At 69.8% G+C, this 2,475-nt stretch carries 2 protein-coding genes and 1 pseudogene; 2 read left to right on the top strand and 1 reads right to left on the bottom strand.

Annotated elements, in window-relative coordinates; all coding sequences use genetic code 11:
• On the top strand, positions 1 to 854 hold an 854-nt coding region (locus AC2VON_RS04900; RefSeq protein ID WP_486951937.1), incomplete at its 5' end, for a hypothetical protein.
• Positions 855 to 938: 84 nt separating this feature from the next.
• Here AC2VON_RS04900 and AC2VON_RS04895 read toward each other — a convergent pair.
• Positions 939 to 1,928, bottom strand: coding sequence for an ABC transporter ATP-binding protein (locus tag AC2VON_RS04895; protein ID WP_486951936.1), 990 nt, complete (start codon positions 1,926 to 1,928; stop codon positions 939 to 941).
• A gap of 225 nt (positions 1,929 to 2,153) precedes the next feature.
• Here AC2VON_RS04895 and AC2VON_RS04890 point away from each other — a divergent pair.
• A pseudogene (locus AC2VON_RS04890) lies at positions 2,154 to 2,475 on the top strand (HAD-IB family hydrolase); the annotation flags it as partial.

Here is a 2,475-nt window from a genome sequence, read left to right as displayed (position 1 = left end):
CGCCGCCGCTGACACCCGACCAGATCGCCTCGGGACAGTCGGTCATTAGTCAACTGCTCGCCGCTTTGGGCATGGCCGGCAATATCGGCGACCCCGCCGACATGGCTGCTGCAGAGGATGGATATGCCGAGCGCGAACTGCAGACCGGTGAGGCGCTGGCCAAATTCCCCGCCAATGAGGAGGAGTCGGCTCAGGCGTTGCAGCAGATGATGGGGATGGCCCAGCAGGTTCCGCAATCGCTATCCGGTGTGGGGCAGGGACTCGGCGGTGTTTTCGGCGGTTTCTTTCAGTCGCTCAACCAGGCTCTCCAGCAGGGTCTGCAGGCGGGCCAGCAGCTTGCGGGTGGGTTGGGCAACGCCGGTCAAGGTGCCGAGCTCGCCGGCGAGGTCCCCGCCGAGGCTCTGGGCGATACCCTCGGCACCGGCGGGGCACTGCTCGGCGCCGGGGGTGCAGCTGCCGGCGTCGGCGGTGGCCTCGCCGGCACCGCTCCCGCCGGCTACCTCGGGCCGCCGGCGACCCCCTCGGCCGCGACCTTCCCGGCGTCGTCGCCCGGCCCGCCTTCCGCAGCGGCTACCCCCGAGCCGTCGGTCGCGGCGCGCGGCGGCATGGGCGGGTACCCGATGATGCCGCCCGGCGCCCCGGGCGGTGCCGGCGGATCGGGTGATGCCAAGACCGACACCAAGCGAGTGGTTGCGCCGTCGGTGAAAAACGGCGCGCCGGTGCAGGGACGGGTCGGCGCACCACCGAACCTGCCGGAGGTGACAAAACGGATCGATGGCAGGCCGGTTGCCCGCAGGCGTATCCTCGCCGCGGGCACAAATCTCGATGACGAGGATGTCGGACCGGGCCGATAACACCACGCCGACACCACACAAACACCGCGTCGGTCAGGGCCGACAGCGATTCAGGGTGATACTCAGCCTGATCGAGGACCTGCTTTATGACGGTCCGGTGGCGTTTGATGAGGCGGTGTCCGGCGGAAGGCCGAATTGCGCGCGGAACGCCTCCACGGTGTAGCTGACGACGGTTGCGTCGCTGCGGGCGCGTACCGTGGCCGAGCGGGGGATCCGGATCATCGGCCCGAGCTCGCCGACGTAGTCGCCGGGCGTGCCGATCTTGAGCAGTCCCTGGCCCGGGCCCGCGGACTCCGGCACGATTTCCAGTTCACCGTCGGCGACGACGTAGATCAAGTCCTCGATGCTGCCCTGTTCGAGCAGCACCGAGCCGCGCGTGACCCGGACGGGTTCGTGCTCCTGGTAGATGGGCGTGAGCGGCGGCGCAAGCTGTACCACCAGGTCGGCGAGTGGCAGGATCCGGGTATCGTGCGTGGCCACCACGACGACACGGTCACCGGACGCCATTCCCCGCAACAGCCGCAGCACCTCTGCGGCCCGGACAAAATCCAGCTGCGCGGTGGGTTCGTCGGCCAGGATCAGCGGCGGGTCCAAGGCGAGCGCGCGGGCCACCGCCACCCGCTGCTGCTGGCCGCCGCTGAGGTGACCGGGCCGGTGCGTCATCCGGTCATGCAGTCCGACGCCGGCCAGCAACTCGCGGGCGCGTTCCTGCGCTGACCAGTGCGACCACCCGGCCGCCCACATCGGCACCATCACGTTCTCCAGCGCGGTCAGGCTGGCCACCAGGTTGAACGCCTGAAAGACGATGCCCACGGTGCGGCGCCGGTAGGCGGTCAGCCCGCCGCGATCCAAGGCGGTGACCTCGACGGCACCGAACTGGACCTGGCCGCTGCTCGGGCTGAGAATGCCGCCCAAACACGACAGCAACGTGGTCTTCCCGCACCCGCTGGGACCTAACACGACCACCAGCGACCCGGCCGCGATCCGCAGGTTGAGACCGTTGATGGGGCGGATCGTGCCACCGCCGCCGAGAGCGTACTCGATGACCAGGTCTGTGATGCGCAGGTCACCCACGCTCAGGGTCCCCCGAACGCCAGCACCCGTGACGCGGTGGTCAACGTTGGCATGCGCGCATGCTAGCGCCAGCAGCGTCGGCGCACTCCCACCCCGCCGCCCGATAAGGTTGATACCAGTCCCCAAACCGGCTCGGCCGGCCCGACGGCGCACAGCGCGGCGGGCATAGCACAGCGCGGCGGGCATAGCACAGCGCGGCGGGCATAGCACAAAAGGAGGTCGATGATGGCTTCCTCCGACCCTGGCGGTGCGGACTGCACCGCGCACGCCGACTCGGGATCGCCGGCCCCGAATGCCGACGCCGACTGCGCGGTCGAAGACCTGCGTTGCGTCGACACCCCTGCGCAGCCGCCGGTCGACTTGACCGCCGCCGCATTCTTCGACGTGGACAACACCCTGGTGCAGGGCTCGTCGCTGGTCCATTTCGGCCGCGGGCTGGCCGCCCGCAAGTACTTCACCTACCGCGACGTGCTCGGACTCGTCTACGCGCAGGCCAAGTTTCAGCTCACCGGCCGGGAGAACAGCGATGACGTCGCCGCCGGCCGGC

The sequence above is a fragment of the Mycobacterium sp. TH-M82 genome (genome assembly GCF_057473605.1).
This window is presented reverse-complemented; position numbering and strand designations above follow the sequence as displayed.